Raw genomic sequence first — 14,865 nt, forward strand, 5'->3', positions numbered from 1 at the left:
TATCCTATTTTTCGTTTTAAATAAAATCTTCTACTTAAAAGAAATATTTCAAAAATTATAAGGTCGCTAAAATATCTTTCAGCATTTGACTAGGATCTGTAGATTGCGTAATTGGACGACCAATCACTAAATGTGTAGAGCCATCAAGCATGGCTTGTTTAGGCGTCACAATACGCTTTTGATCATCTGCATTAGCGCCTTCAGGGCGAATACCAGGGGTCACTAAAGCAAAATCTTGGCCTAAATCTTGACGTAGCATTTTTGCTTCTTGTGCAGAACATACCACACCATCTAAACCACTGTCTTGGGTCAATTTTGCCAAACGCTTTACTTGTTCAAAGGGTTCAATATCTAGACCTAAATCACGTAAATCTTCTCGCCCAATTGAGGTTAAAACAGTCACTGCAATGAGTTGCGTCTTATAATTTCCAGCCTTTAAGCGTTCAACGCAGGTTTCCATCATTTTACGGCCACCAGATGCATGAACATTCACCATCCATACCCCCAAGTCTGCCGCAGCACATACGGCTTGAGCTGTTGTGTTTGGAATATCATGGAATTTTAAATCGAGAAAAACTTCAAAGCCTTTGTCATGTAAGGCTTTAACAACCGTAGGGCCTTCATGCGTAAACAGTTCTTTGCCTACTTTTAAACGGCAGAGTGATGGGTCAAGTTGATCAGCAATTGCTAATGCGTCATATTGGCTTTTAGCATCCAAGGCAACAATGATACTCAAGAGTCTACTTCCATCACAAAAAGATGGCACATTATAAAGTTTTTCAAGGCTGGTACAAAGGTTTATACATAGGATTCAGGCATTTTATCGCTAAATATAAATTCATCAGATATCCGGCAAAAGTCAAAAAATGATCAGAAATTAATATTAAAAGCCCTTTCTCTTGAGCCATATAAGGCTCAGGTTAAGGTTAGGATGAAGGATTATCATATAAACCCTCTCCCTCTTGTTGTACGTAATAATGCTCATTCCTTTAAACAAAAGGGAATTTCCGGTTATCAATAAATGCTGATCACCATTCGACTTACTCAAAAAGTCTATAAAAACTCAAGTGAACAAAAAGCTATATTAATCCACTAAAAAAACTAGATAATACAGACTCTTTTTTGCATAAATGTATTCTCTTTTACTCATGTTTACACTTTATTACTTAGAATAATTACTCTAAATATTTTTGTAATATATAATAAAAAATAATCATTTAATGTATTTAAATTAATCTGACTCAGAAAACGATAAAATGAATAAATAATAAGCTGAAAATGTTTTCAAATATTATTGTTTTATTTAATACCTTAATAATTTTTATTTAAAAATCATTAATTAACAATTAAGTAAATCTAAATAAAAATTCAATTTCAAAGTATTCCGTGATTAAATTGGCAAAAGCTGACATTTTTTGTCATTCATTTAATAGTAAATTTTAAAACTTATAATTCGGTAAAATATATTAAAAAATATAATTATATATTTGTATTTATTACATTATTTCAACCAATATTTTTACATTACCACAATTATTACCAGACATAAATTAGCCTATTAACAAAAAAAGTGATTTTTATCACAATTTTTATTACCATTCGTCAGAAAAAATTTATATTAGGCATGAAATGTTTAGCTCTAAACAGAAAAATTCCTTGTTAGAAATATGTGAATGAGGAACTGTTCAATTATTTTTGAGAGAATCTCCATGAAAAAATTTCAATTAGGCTTAGCGGTAATCAGCTTTGGTTTAGCATCTTCTACTGTTTTCGCTGCTCCTGATGGAACTGTAACGATTACGGGTAAAGTAGTAGATCAAACTTGTACACTTGGTGGTACAAATGGTAACTATACTGTCGTTTTACCTACAGTTGGTAAATCAACTTTGGCAACTGCTGGTACAACCACTGGTGACACTAAATTCACGATTAACTTAACCAACTGCCCTACTGGCAATATTGGTGTATATTATGACAACACCAATACAAATATCACTACAAATGGCCGCTTAAAAAATACGATTGCAGGCGGTTCAAATGTAGAAATTCAACTATTAAACTCTACAAAAGCAGTCATTGATCTAACTAAAGATCGTGGAACTCAAGGTGCTTTAGCTGTTGCATCATCTGGTGGTGTTGCTAATATTGATTTCTACGCTCGTTATTATGCAACTGCTGCTGTTTCTGCTGCAACTGTTGGTGATGTAAGCACTACAGCTACATATTATGTGGTTTATCCATAATAAATTTGTACTTTCAAAACATACATAAGTCTGCTAAATAGCAGACTTATGCTTTCTACAAGGATTTGAAATGAACAAAAGACTTCTAACTTCATCATTATTAATGTTATCTAGCATATTTTCTACTGTACAAGCGGGTATTGTAATTACAGGTACGCGTGTGATTTATCCAAGTGATAAAGAGTTTGTATCGGTACAGTTAAGCAATGTTGGTGATAAAGTTGCCTTAGTTCAGTCTTGGGTAGATACCAAAGATTCCACAGCAGATCCTACAACAACCAAAGCGCCATTTATTGTCACCCCTCCTATTACAACCGTTGATGCCAATAAAGGACAATCTTTACGTGTTATTTTTAATCAAAAAGAAAAACTTGCAACTGACAGAGAAAGTTTATTTTGGTTGAATGTCCTTGATATCCCTGCTAAACCTGAAGCAGAGAACGTTAATTATTTACAATTCGCGATTCGTAGCCGCTTAAAACTTTTTTATCGACCAACAGGGCTTAAAATTGAACAGCAACAAGCTTTTGGAAAAGTTCAAGTGCAACGTATGGGCAATCGTCTAGAGATTAACAACCCGACACCGTATTACTTAAACTTTGGTAAATCTAATCTGGTTTTAAAAAATAGCAATCTGAGCGAAATTACATCACTCACTTATATAGAACCCTTTTCCAAACAACAAATCAATCTTGATCATTTAGAGAATGCTAAATCTGTACAGCTTTCTTTTATCAATGACTATGGCTCACTCTTTACAATCGAAAAGACCTTTTAACCCCCCTATTCAATTGGAGACTGTTTTTTGAAACATTTAAAACTTAGATATAGTGCTTTAGCGCTAAGCTTATATCTTTGTCATCAAAATGTTGTTGCGCAATCTCCTCAATTTGATAATAGTTTCTTATACGGTCAAAATAGTAAAAATATCGATATCGAAAAAATAATTTCGAGCGATAAAGTTGCTCCCAATGATTATATTCTTGATCTTTATTTAAATGATCGCTATATCACCCGTTCTGTTGTGCATATTACAGATGATCCTAACGACCCTCAGAAGCAGCGTTATTGTATTCCTAGAAATACTGTGAAGCAGTTAGATTTCAATACCAAGTTGATTGATTTAGATCAAGTCACATCCGACTGTATCGACACTCGTCTAATGAATCATGTGGTTTTTTGGAAGCTCAATATGGCTGAGCAACGCGTTAATATTACCAGCCCTCAAAATATGCTCAATGAAAGACCTTTAGGCTACATCGATCCATCATTATGGGAAGATGGCGGCAATAGTGGTTTTTTAAAATATTACTACAACTATTACAATTCTGATTATGGTCAGAATAATCAACAAGACTCGAGCTTTTTAAATCTGAATGCTGGAGTTAACTTAGGTGAATGGCAATTCCGTCATTCAGGCAGTACCAGTTTTAGCAATGAAAATAACACCGAACAATATGTCAGTTATGAAAATAAACTCTTGCGTGTTTTACCAAGTATCAAATCACAACTGACTCTCGGTGATTTTTATACCAATACTAAAACAATCAATAGTAATTCAAGCTTTGCTGTTCGTGGCGTGCAAATTGCCAGTGATGATCGCATGTTGCCCGTCTCTCTACAAAGTTATGCACCCAACATTACTGGCTATGCCAAGGGTAATGCCCTTGTTCGTGTACGTCAAAATCAACAGATTATTCTAGAGCGTACCGTTCCTGCTGGTGCATTTAATATTACAGATCTACAAACACCAGGTACAGGCGGCACATTAACCGTTGATGTCGTTGAAGCCAATGGTGAAACTCATAGCTTTGATTTACCATATAACAGCTACATACAAACCATACGCGCCGATCAATTTAGATATCAGCTTGCGCTAGGCAGTTTCCGTCAAAATGATAAAGCTTATGATGAACAATTAATCAATGCATCTTTTGATTATGGTCTGAATAATTTTATGTCACTGAGCAGTGCTGGACTTATCAGCAAACATTATCAATCTTTTATCCTAGGTACAGCACTTAATACACAGATTGGTGGTTTTGCATTTGAAGGAAATTATGTAAAGGCTGATTTCAATGAATCCAATCAAAATTTGGATAGCTTTCTTGTAAATATGCGCTACAACCTTGCTATGAATGGTGCAAAAACCAATATCAGTATCAATAGTTCATATTATAACAATGACCAATATTATTCATTTGATGAGGCCATGCAAAGTCGTTATACACAAAATAATGCATTCTCAATTGCACTGAATGGTCGCCCAAAAACCTCAAATTACATCCAATTGACACAAAACTTAGGTCAATCCTATGGTGCATTGTCAGTCAATTATTCACAATATAAATTCTGGCACGCAGACAATAAACAAAACTCATTGCAGCTTAGTTATAGCAATAACTACAAAGGCATCAGTTATTACTTTGGCTTACAACGTACCGAAAATGACCAATACCAATCCGACAAAGATACTCAATACTTTTTGAATGTAAACATTCCACTGTCATTTAAGAAGCAAACTAGTAATCTTCGATTAAGCAGTGAACTCTACCCAGATAATAATTCACTCAATACCAATCAAATTGGTTTATTTGGTAGTTGGGGTGAAAATCAACAACTTGGCTACAATATAAATTATTCTAATAGTAAAAACACAGACTTATTGAGTGGTTCATTAAGTTATAAAACCAGCCCCGTTTATTTGGCATCAACATATACCACAGATTTTGATGCACAACGCCAATATTCAGTTCAAGCTCAAGGCGCAATTGTCGCTCACCGACACGGTATCACTTTAAGCAATGATTTAAATGATACTTATGCAATTATTCATGCAAAAGGACTAGAAGGGATCAGTCTATTAAGTGGTAACAATATCAAAGTTGACCGTTGGGGAAATGCGATTCTCCCCTACTTAAATCCGTATCAATATAATAGTATCGCCTTAAATCCGAATACCATTCCTTTAAATACAGAAGTGAATGCTACAGAACTACAGGTCATACCTAAATCTAATGCCAGTATTTTAGTCGATTTTAAAGCATTGAAAAGCAATAAAGCATTAATTGAACTCATACATCATGATTCCGTCATTCCAATGGGTGCTCAAGTGTTAGATGCATCGAATCATGTGGTTGCTAGCGTTGGGCAAGGTCAGCAAATTTTTATTTCCAGCCTTAAAGCTGGAACCTATAGCATCAACTGGAATAATTCAAATACTTGCCAATTTAATATTTCAGATGAAATGTTAAAACAAAGTCAGCATCAAATCCCTTTTGCTAGTTTTAGCACTGTATGCAAATAGAATCATTGGAGCAGTTGAATGTTTAAATATAAATTTTTATTTGCTTTATTTACCCTACCTGCAAGTTATTCTGCATTTGCAAATTGTACTGTAGGAAGTAATTTTACTGGTGGCTATACCATGCCAACAATGTCTGCAACGACTACTAATATCAATAAATATGAAACCAGTTCCATTCAATCCAATACATCATCACGCGGCGTAGTTACGTCAGATTCAAGGATTTTTAATGTCTACTCTCCTTGTACTGTGGGAGTCGATCGTACTGTTTTTGGTGCTGTTTTTAGTAATAATGTTACACAATTCAGCACAGATGTTTATCGCTTAAATGGCTATCCTTCACTTGGTGTCAAAGTAGAAATGGGTGACGCTCCCATGGCAGCCACTCTAAAAGTAGTCAGTACCGTGGAAACTCCTCTTTATCGCTATGCTGGTGATTCACATGGGGTAAAAATAAGAGTCACACTTTATGTTTTACCCAAAACAGCTGCCATGACCTCATACCCAACAACGATCAATCTAAGCAATCTCAGAATAGCAACCATCAGTTTAAAAAGAGTAAGTGATGGTACCCAAGCAGGTAATCCTATTCCCGTTTATATTAATGCAACAGTCAATATCACTGAAACGACTTGTACGCTGAGCCCAACGGATTACACAATCTCATTACCTGATGTCAGTATTCGCCAATTAGGCCTACCAGACAGTGAAACATCTTTAAGTAATAATACAGCAACATTAAGCATCAACTGTGCAAATTTAAATAATGGTGGTGGTCGTGAAATCAAAGCCTATATGACAGATACACTCAATCAGTCCAATGCAGGCAATGTATTACAAAATCAAACTGGTGCAGGTTACGCAACAGGTGTAGGAATACGTCTACGTGATCAAAATAATAATATTATCAGTTTAGATCCCAACCAATCTGAAACAACAAATAAATGGACATTTGGAAATATGAATACGTCGTCAATTATTCAACACATTATTAAAGCTAATTACGTCAGAACCAACAATAAAGTCACACCCGGAACCGTTCATGCTCAAGCTTATCTCAATGTTGTTTATGATTAATCTATAATTTTGCTTATCAATCATTCTGAATAAAACTGTTTTTTTAGTTGTTATAAACAAAAAACTCCTTATTTTCACCAATAAGGAGTTTTTTTGTTAGCACAGTGATTAAAGAGGATTAGAGTTTTTATCTTGAGCGTGTATATCTAATACCGTCTTTTCATGACGTACACTTGCAGCGGCTTCGGCTGCTGCCAATTGTGCAGTCTGAATTTGCTCCTTACGCAAATGATCAATATCTTTACGTAAGCGGCGAATTTCCCAGTTTGTTTGAAAAACGCGGAAAACTTGAACACCAATCAGCAATCCTAGAACAATACCAATCGCTAAGGTCAGCAAAAGCAATAAACCTAAGCGCATAGCAGGAACTTGAGTAAACCATAAGTCTACAGGTAATTCAGTACCATTGATCAGCACCAATGCCAGTGAATAAACAAACACCGCTACCAATAGTAGCCCTAAGATAAAACGCATAATTACCCCATTCGAATTTTTTATTAGTTGGCAGACTCGTTTACTGCGTCACGTAGCGCCTTACCAGGTTTAAAGTGTGGTACAGCTTTTGCTGCTACTTCTACAGATTTACCTGTTTTCGGGTTACGACCTACACGTGGTTCACGGTGATGTAATGCAAAGCTACCAAACCCTCGAATCTCGATTCGATCATCCGAAGATAATGATGCTATCATTTGGTCAATCATGATCTTAACAGCTTCTTCAACTAAAGGCTCTGCTAAATGTGGATTCTTAAGAGCAATTCTTTCTATTAAGTCAGACTTATTAAGTGCTTCAGTTGTCATTTATGACCTCATTAATTTTAATGCTAATTGACATACACTAGATAATATCCTTTTTAAATACAAAAAGGTAGCGCAGTAATCATATACTACGCTACCTTTTACAGTATTTGAATAAAAAATATTAATTAATTACATTAAATAATACTTCTTAACAATAACTTAGTGGTTCATTTGCGCTTTGATCAAGTCACCAATCGTCTTAGGACCGTTTTCTTGACCATTTGCAGTTGTTGTTTTCAAGTTAGCAACTGCTTCTTTCTCTTCAGCTTCGTCTTTCGCTTTAATCGACAAATTGATAGAACGTGATTTACGATCTACATTGATGATTTTAGCTTCAACTTCTTGACCCACTTCTAAGAATTTAGTTGCATCTTCAACGCGATCACGGTTGATTTCAGATGCTTTCAAAGAAGCTTCAACTTCGTCAGCCAACTTAACAGTCGCACCTTTAGCATCAACAGCAGTTACTGTACCTTTAACCAACGCACCACGTTCGTTAGCAGCTAAGAAGTCATTGAACGGATCGTTGTTCAATTGCTTGATACCAAGACTGATACGGTTACCTTCAGCATCTACAGATAAGATAACTGCTTCAACTGTGTCACCTTTCTTGTAACGACGAATTGCATCTTCGCCTTGTTCGTTCCAAGAAATATCAGACAAGTGAACTAGACCATCGATACCGCCTGGTAAACCGATGAAGATACCGAAGTCAGTGATTGACTTGATCGTACCAGAAACTTTTTCACCCTTGTCGTGTGACTTAGAGAATTCTTCCCATGGGTTCGCACGAGTTTGTTTGATACCAAGAGAAATACGACGACGCTCTTCATCAACTTCAAGAACCATAACATCAACTTCGTCACCAATCTGAACAACTTTAGATGGGTGGATGTTTTTGTTTGTATGATCCATTTCTGAAACGTGTACTAAGCCTTCAACGCCTTCAGCGATTTCAGCGAAGCAACCGTAGTCAGTTAAGTTCGTTACACGCGCTTTAACGATAGAACCTTTAGGGTAACGGTTCATGATCGCTAACCAAGGATCTTCGCCTAATTGCTTAAGACCTAAAGATACACGGTTACGTTCTTTATCAAACTTAAGTACTTTAACAGTAACTTCTTGACCCACTTCAACAACTTCTGAAGGGTGTTTGATGCGTTTCCAAGCCATATCTGTGATATGTAGAAGACCATCAATACCGCCAAGATCAACGAATGCACCGTAATCAGTAAGGTTCTTAATTGTACCTGTAACTGTTTGACCTTCTTCAAGCTGAGAAAGTAATGCTTCACGGTCAGCTGAAGATTCAGCTTCCATAACAGCACGACGAGATACAACAACGTTGTTACGTTTAGCATCAAGTTTGATTACTTTGAACTCTAACTCTTTACCTTCAAGGTGAGTCGTATCACGGATAGGACGAGTATCTACCAATGAACCTGGTAAGAATGCACGAACTGGACCGATGTCAACAGTGAAACCGCCTTTAACCTTACCAGAAATAACACCAGTAACGATTTCGCCGTCTTCAAAGATTTTTTCAAGCTTAGTCCAAGTCTCAGCACGTTTCGCTTTTTCACGTGATAAAACTGTTTGACCCATACCGTTGTCAAGCGCTTCAACAACAACATCAACAGTATCGCCAACTTGAACTTCAAGTTCACGTTGTTCGTTTAAGAATTCAGCACGTGATACAACGCCTTCAGATTTAAGGCCAGTATCTACAGTTACCCAGTCAGAATCGATACTAACAACGATACCTTGGATGACTGCACCCTTTTCAACGTTGAGGTTTAATTCGCTTTCTTCAAAGAGGGCTGCAAAAGATTCGGTCATGATATACCTAGTAAAGTCAGCGGTCTTGGATCAGACAAGGCCGGTTTAGTTAAACATCCACATAGTCCATATAGACTGATCAAGCTATGCTTCTGTTAATATTTGGTTAAATATTCGTTAGTTAGCTAATTTTGAGTCGACATAATCAGTCATTAACTGAAACACTTCATCAATATTCAAATTTGAACTATCAATTATATACGCATCAGTTGCTGGCTTGAGTGGAGCGACAGTGCGTTCCATATCTCGCTTATCTCGAGCTTGTATATTTGCTAAAATGTCGCTTATTTTAACATCCAGCCCCATAGCCTGCAACTGTTTTACTCTCCGCTCAGCACGAGACTCAGCAGAAGCCGTTAAATAAATCTTGGCTTGAGCTTGTGGGAATATTGCTGTTGCCATATCTCGACCATCTGCAACCAAGCCTGGCGCTTGTGCAAATGCATATTGACGATCGACCAATGCAGCTCTAAGTGCAGGAATTGCAGCAACTTTTGAGGCAAACTCACCCACGCGTTCTGTACGAATTGTTTGGGTTACATCCTCACCATCGAGCAATATTTGCGTGCCCGATTCTGAGCTTTTAAAGACAATATCTAAATTTGTTGTAATTGTAACGCTTTGTTGAAGTGTAGCTTCATCATCCAAAGCATCCAAAAAGCCTTTTTGATGCAATGACAATCCGAGCAAACGATATAACGCACCTGAATCAAGTAAATGGAATTGATAATGTGCTGCAAGTTTGGCAGCAAGTGTCCCCTTGCCTGAACCACTAGGACCGTCGATCGTGATAATTTGAATTGTCATTGTATTTCCAATTAAACAAAAGATTTTGCGAGTTTCTTAAAGCCAAGTGTAATCGCAAGTTTGAGCTGTGCAAGTATTAATTTACTTACAAATGGTGCACGTGCTTGTAATTCAATCGTATAACTAACCAATGTTTTATTTGGAGAAATTTCACTAAACTCAATCATACCTAAGTGATGCTTAATCAGCGGATTATTAATTATTTTATATTCAATACGCTTATTTACATCCAGTAATGTAATTTGCTCTTGAATGGGTTTAATTGGGCCGAATCCCATACGGCGAATCGAACCTAAACCATCAGGACGTTCAGTATCTGCTGAATCTTTTACACGCACAACCTGTACAGGTGCAAATGCGATATTATACGTTGCATGTTTTGAAAGTAAGTCAAACACTTGTGCTACAGGTGCATCAAACTCTTGTTTCACTTGAATTGAATTCATTGTCTTCGCCTTTGCTATATTTAGTTTTAGATAGGATGTTTTAAAAATAACGGTTTTTTGACAATTTAGATTGTCATTATAAATCAGGATTATTCTAAATTATTTTTATCGATCAATTAATGGCTTTTGTTGTAATTTTAGTTGTCTTTTTTGCTCACGACGCATTTTAAAAAAATCTGAGAGCTGCAATGAACATTGTTCATGTAAGCATCCACCTTCAAATTTAAAAACATGATTGTAGTAACCTGATTCTAACAATTGCCGACTACTCACCAATGACCCTGCCTTGGGTTCAGTCGCACCAAAAACTACTCGCTGAATACGTGAATGAATTAATGCACCTACACACATTGTACAGGGCTCTAAAGTTACATAGAGTGTTGCATCTTCAGGAAGCCGATAATTTTGAATATTTTGACATGCATCGCGCAACGCCTGAATTTCAGCATGCGCTGTTGGATCGTGTTGGGATATTGGTTGATTATATCCTCGACCAATAATTTGACCTTGACTCACAATGATCGCACCGACAGGAATCTCACCAATAGAAGCAGCGAATGCAGCTTGTTCGAAAGCTTGCTGCATCCATTGTTCATCAATGCTGTATTGTTGAATTTCTTCAGACATAACAGCCTAAATTACGCCATATTGGCGTAATAGTGCATTCCAACTCTCAATCGTAGTCACAGGTGGGTTTTGAGCCAGAATCCCCACCAATGTCATTGATTCCGCTTGCTCCCACTCAGGAGATAAATCTTTGTCGACCAAACGAGCACGAACACCTTCAACAAAATCAGGATGACGTATTTTCCAGTCAGAAATTTGCTTTTCCAACTCGTAGACTTCACCCCAAGCATGCACTTGGCGTCCCCATTGCCATAACAACCATGTAATTGCTGCTGTACTTGGAGAACCTTTTTGCAAGTTTTCACTGGCTTGGCGTAACCAATCACTGCGTGCATCACTTAAACCAATGATTGCTTCATAATCCTGTTGGAAATTTACACCACGGCAAACACTATGAATCACATCTAATGAGTTTTGTAGCGGTCCAGGAGAAACCGGACGATGCAAACTATTCAAGGTATCATCGATTGCGCGGAAGTCTCCTGCTGGATAATGATCCCAATCGATATCAATAAGTTTCTGCAAAACCACATTACGTTGCGTATCACAAATATGCGTCGCCCACCCAATCCCATAACCGCCTGCTGCAGTCATGATTGAACCTGTTAAACCAGTAAATAAACCAATTTGACCACGGTCGGCTAAGAAGCGTGTCGCCCCCACATCTGGGTATAACCCAATATTTACTTCAGGCATTGCTAAGCGAGAATACGGCGTGACTAAACGGAATGGCGCTGCCATAAACAACCCAAGCCCACCACCCATTACATAACCTTCACCCCATACCACAATCGGCTTAGCGTAGTTATGTAATAACAAATCAAGTGCATATTCTGTTTCAAAAAAGCGATTGGCAGCATCAACCTCATTATTGATGACCAATTGACGAAGTTTACGAACATCGCCACCCGCACAAAAAGCTTTTGGTGTGGTTGAATCTAACCAGATCGCCTTAACTGCATCATCATGGTGAAAATCTTCAAACAACTTCAACAGTGCTGCAACAATTGACTCGTCAAGTGCATGCAGAGATTTTGGGCGGTTCAAACGAATAATCCGCCATCCTTGTGCTGCTTCTTCAATAATCAGATCTGGGTGATAATCATTTGTTTCGGGAGAATTTGTCATGCGTCCAGCTGCCAGTCTATTGGCTCAATGCCATGTTGTTTCAGGTAGTTATTTGTTTTAGAAAAAGCTTTGCAACCAAAAAAACCACCACGATTTGCTGCCAATGGAGATGGGTGAGCAGCTTTTAATACGAGATGTTTCGTTTGATCGATACGCTGTCCCTTTTTCTGAGCATAAGCACCCCAAAGGATAAATACGATATGCTCTCTGCGTTCGTTCAACACATCTATCACGTGATCGGTAAAATTTTCCCAACCTCGTTTTTGATGTGATGTTGGCTGTCCTGCCTCAACGGTCAGTACACTATTTAATAGAAGTACACCTTGTTGTGCCCATTTGGTTAAATCACCATGTTTAGACACAGGTACAGCCAAATCAGTGTTTAATTCATGAAAAATATTACGTAAAGATGGAGGTAGAGCCAATCCTTTCTGTACAGAAAAACTCAATCCATGCGCTTGATCAGGGCCATGATACGGATCTTGCCCCAAAATGACAACTTTGACATTGTACAAAGGGGTAATATCAAAAGCATTGAAAATAAGTGAGCTTGGTGGATAAATCAGCTTATTGGCATTCTTTTCTGCAACCAAAAAAGCTTTTAACTCATCCATTTGCGAACTGAGTAAAAAGTTTGCCAACCCCTCTTTCCAACTTTGATCTAATCGAACTTGATTTAATTTTGTTTGTTCGATTTCAGTCAATTGCATTTATCTTCATCCTAAATCTTTCATCAATGCGTAACATGGTTTCTCTCTAAAACCACTCATTAAACTTTAACTTGTAAATCCACTTCAGGATTTTGGAATTGAATTCCTTGCTTTAATTTTTCATACATTTCTGGATCACTCCATTCAGCTTGCACTTGATCTGAAAATACAATTTGATCCAAGCTCAACAAGCCCATTTGCGCATTTTCAATGTCTTCTTGAAAACTCTGCGCATAGCCTGTATCCGTTTCATGCACAATCACAGAATACACTTCAACATCACCTTCCCCATTTTGGGTAATGGTCGATTTTAAAACTTCCTGCGCAAGGAAGAAGAATACTCTTGAAAATTGCTCTGCCGATGGTGAAACAGGTAAAGCAACCCAACGTGCACTAAAAGTCTTACAGGCTTGGATATATTCTGAGTTATCGTCTTGCCAAAAACAGATTGCATGATCAAAACTGTCAAAAATTTCTTTGATTACACCTTTCAGCAAACCAAAGTCATAAACCATTTGACCATGATCAAGTTTCGAAGCTTTTAGCAATAACTCAACTTTATAGCTGTGCCCATGTATAGACCGTTTGCAACGATCTGAAGTGCAATTACGCACAATATGTGCATTTTCAAACTTGAATAACTTACGAATTAACATGTGCCAAATTTTACAAACAAAACTGTTTAGAGTCTCGATTATAAAGCAAAAGTCGCATGCTGAGCATTAAATTTACCGTTCAATGCAATAGGCAAAAGGTATAAACCGCTTAAAATCCTAAAAACCAAGATAGTAACGAATGTTTGTTTATACAACCAACCTTCCACCAACATTAGGTAAAATTTTGATTTTATTGATAATATTATAATTCTTAAGTTAAAATGGCGCTAAACTCCGTGCATAAATAAAAACTTGCCCTTTATCATTTCGCATCAAATCACTACTAAATTGACGCTTTCTGTTACTTAATAAAACCTCAATATGCGCTTTAAAATAATTAGATTTGACAGCAAAAATTTGCTCAGGACTTTTCAGTATCTCTGAATCTTTATCTTTTAAGCCGTCAAATGGGGGCATTTTTAACAGCTCACTCACATTGGCAAAATACTCTAGCTTGGTTTGCCTCGCTTCCAAAGCGCTTTTAACCGCATTTACATCTAAACTTTCATCCATGGCTGCCAGAACCATTGCTGGCGCAGTATTTACGTTAATTTTTGTTGTAATATCAGGCAAAGCAGAAACATATTGTTCAATCAAATCAAAATTTTTTCCTTCAAAACCCCGTACCTGTTTTAATTCATCAACACTAGCAAACTTACGATTTGCAGCCAAATAGGGTGTTGTTAAACCTTGATAATAATTACTTTCAGCACCCATCGCACCTATAGTTTCATCATCAGGATCTTGCCAATCAATCACCGATTGATACAGATCCGCAGGCAACCCCACTCGAACCAAAAGCTTAGAAAAATAGGCTTGAGCCACAGGGTTCGGCTTATTTTCAGCATTTAGCAAACTATTTAAATTAAACTTACCAGACTCATCAGTCAATTCTCCAGTCACATAACCATCTTCAACTGGAAATGCAGGCATCGGTTTTGCCCATGTTTCTTGTAAATAATCAGCTTCTTTACTGTTTTGACTATCTTGCGCTAAAAGCTCAGCAAAAAAAGACTCTGCACTTTTTGCATAAAACACTGCCTGACTTTGTCGTTTTAAAAATGCTGTACTTTCATTGGTATAGTTTTGTCTTTTTGCAATTGTTGCAGCAATAATGGTTGCCAATGCGACCATCACCAGTATCGTGATTAATGCAATTCCTTTTTGCTGCTTTATTTGCATAACGATTTACCCAACGGTTTAAATACCTGAACCTGAATTGTTA

The 14,865-nt window shown here is 37.1% G+C and carries 15 protein-coding genes; 4 read left to right on the plus strand and 11 right to left on the minus strand.

The features are described from left to right. Positions 1–55 precede the first annotated feature (55 nt). On the minus strand, positions 56–736 hold the full coding sequence (gene pyrF / locus D7V20_RS01190) for an orotidine-5'-phosphate decarboxylase (RefSeq protein ID WP_120382528.1): 681 nt from the start codon (positions 734–736) through the stop codon (positions 56–58). Positions 737–1,709: 973 nt separating this feature from the next. Here pyrF and D7V20_RS01195 point away from each other — a divergent pair. From D7V20_RS01195 to D7V20_RS01210, 4 genes are all read left to right on the plus strand, one after another. Continuing rightward, a complete protein-coding gene (locus D7V20_RS01195; protein WP_120382529.1) occupies positions 1,710–2,243 on the plus strand; it encodes a fimbrial protein in 534 nt (177 codons plus the stop codon). A gap of 70 nt (positions 2,244–2,313) precedes the next feature. Beyond that, complete coding sequence (locus D7V20_RS01200) at positions 2,314–3,021, plus strand: fimbrial biogenesis chaperone (RefSeq protein ID WP_120382530.1); 708 nt, start codon at positions 2,314–2,316, stop codon at positions 3,019–3,021. 27 nt (positions 3,022–3,048) lie between these two features. After that, entirely contained in the window at positions 3,049–5,550 is a 2,502-nt protein-coding gene (locus tag D7V20_RS01205) for a fimbria/pilus outer membrane usher protein (protein WP_120382531.1), read from the plus strand. Between the two features lie 18 nt (positions 5,551–5,568). After that, complete coding sequence (locus D7V20_RS01210) at positions 5,569–6,627, plus strand: fimbrial protein (protein WP_120382532.1); 1,059 nt, start codon at positions 5,569–5,571, stop codon at positions 6,625–6,627. A gap of 108 nt (positions 6,628–6,735) precedes the next feature. Here D7V20_RS01210 and D7V20_RS01215 read toward each other — a convergent pair whose 3' ends face one another. The 10 genes from D7V20_RS01215 to gspK form a co-directional block, all read right to left on the minus strand. Continuing rightward, positions 6,736–7,101 (minus strand): lipopolysaccharide assembly protein LapA domain-containing protein, encoded by a 366-nt coding sequence (locus D7V20_RS01215; RefSeq protein ID WP_120382533.1) that lies wholly within the window; start codon positions 7,099–7,101, stop codon positions 6,736–6,738. A 23-nt stretch (positions 7,102–7,124) separates the two neighbouring features. Beyond that, entirely contained in the window at positions 7,125–7,427 is a 303-nt protein-coding gene (locus D7V20_RS01220; RefSeq protein ID WP_004720793.1) for an integration host factor subunit beta, read from the minus strand. 159 nt (positions 7,428–7,586) lie between these two features. Next, positions 7,587–9,266, minus strand: a complete 1,680-nt coding sequence (gene rpsA, locus D7V20_RS01225; protein ID WP_120382534.1) for a 30S ribosomal protein S1 — start codon at positions 9,264–9,266, stop codon at positions 7,587–7,589. 117 nt (positions 9,267–9,383) lie between these two features. Next, entirely contained in the window at positions 9,384–10,073 is a 690-nt protein-coding gene (gene cmk / locus D7V20_RS01230) for a (d)CMP kinase (RefSeq protein WP_120382535.1), read from the minus strand. A gap of 11 nt (positions 10,074–10,084) precedes the next feature. Next, positions 10,085–10,519 carry an SRPBCC family protein gene (locus D7V20_RS01235; protein ID WP_120382536.1) on the minus strand — a complete coding sequence of 145 codons (435 nt, stop codon included), beginning with the start codon at positions 10,517–10,519 and terminating at the stop codon, positions 10,085–10,087. 105 nt (positions 10,520–10,624) lie between these two features. Next, a complete protein-coding gene (gene tadA, locus D7V20_RS01240) occupies positions 10,625–11,146 on the minus strand; it encodes a tRNA adenosine(34) deaminase TadA (RefSeq protein WP_120382537.1) in 522 nt (173 codons plus the stop codon). A 6-nt stretch (positions 11,147–11,152) separates the two neighbouring features. Next, complete coding sequence (locus D7V20_RS01245; protein WP_120382538.1) at positions 11,153–12,274, minus strand: enoyl-CoA hydratase/isomerase family protein; 1,122 nt, start codon at positions 12,272–12,274, stop codon at positions 11,153–11,155. Then, the gene (gene ung / locus D7V20_RS01250) at positions 12,271–12,984 is read right to left on the minus strand and encodes a uracil-DNA glycosylase (RefSeq protein ID WP_120382539.1); all 714 of its coding nucleotides are present in this window, start codon (positions 12,982–12,984) and stop codon (positions 12,271–12,273) included. Before ung ends, D7V20_RS01245 begins: the two co-directional genes overlap by 4 nt. A 59-nt stretch (positions 12,985–13,043) precedes the next feature. Further along, positions 13,044–13,640, minus strand: coding sequence for a 6-pyruvoyl trahydropterin synthase family protein (locus tag D7V20_RS01255; RefSeq protein ID WP_120382540.1), 597 nt, complete (start codon positions 13,638–13,640; stop codon positions 13,044–13,046). A 216-nt stretch (positions 13,641–13,856) separates the two neighbouring features. Then, entirely contained in the window at positions 13,857–14,822 is a 966-nt protein-coding gene (gene gspK / locus D7V20_RS01260; RefSeq protein WP_120382541.1) for a type II secretion system minor pseudopilin GspK, read from the minus strand. Positions 14,823–14,865 lie beyond the last annotated feature (43 nt).

The sequence above is a fragment of the Acinetobacter rongchengensis genome (assembly GCF_003611475.1).
GTDB classification, from domain to species: domain Bacteria; phylum Pseudomonadota; class Gammaproteobacteria; order Pseudomonadales; family Moraxellaceae; genus Acinetobacter; species Acinetobacter rongchengensis.